General features: G+C 56.3%; 1 protein-coding gene. It reads right to left on the bottom strand.

Features of this window, described 5'->3' with window-relative positions; all coding sequences use genetic code 11:
• The coding region (locus tag ACTHUR_RS13920; protein WP_440399133.1) for a chloride channel protein at positions 1-725 on the bottom strand (725 nt) is incomplete at both ends.

Below are 725 nucleotides of genomic sequence, written 5' to 3'. Positions count from 1 at the left end.
ATGCAGACGGCCAAGGGAATGATTTTGATGTTGTCGCGCTTGATGAAGGGGAATTTTTGGGCGGTGCGCTGGAAAAAGACGGCGGTTGCGCCCAGTATCGGGCCGATGATGGCGGAAAACCAAAGTAATGAGGTGTTGATGGAAAGGTTGGCCGGATGATATTGCTGCACGTCGCCCAAGCCGATGCGTGCGACGGCGGTGGCGATGACGGAAGTCAGCAATGCGGCGGCGACGGCTTGCTGAGTCCATAAGCCCAGCATGGCTTCGAGGATAAAAAGTGTGGAGGCGAGCGGCACGTTATACACGGCTGCCAAACCTGCACCCGAGGCGCAAGCAATGACCAGCCTTGTGTCGTCTTCGCTCAACCCGAAACGGTTGACGCCTACTGAAGCAAAGGCAGCAGTCATTTCGCGCGGCGCAACTTCGCGGCCGAGCGGCGAGCCAAGCCCGACGGTAATGATTTGCAACAGAGCATGACTGACGGTTTCAAAAAACGGAAAACCGGCGAGCGGATTTTTAACCACAGCTTTAATGCTCGGTTGCGGCCTGCCGTAGCGTTTGAGCAACCACCACCCCAAGCCGACCACCGCGCCGCAAAAGGCCATCACTCCGATACGCCGCGCAGGACTTGCCTGCGATACGCCCTCTCGGAATGAAACGTATAGGCCGTCTGAACCGTAACCGTAGGCAAGATGTTGAATTGTATGCATGATTTCGGTTAATAC

This window comes from Neisseria sp. P0021.S007 (genome assembly GCF_051956855.1).
This window is presented reverse-complemented; position numbering and strand designations above follow the sequence as displayed.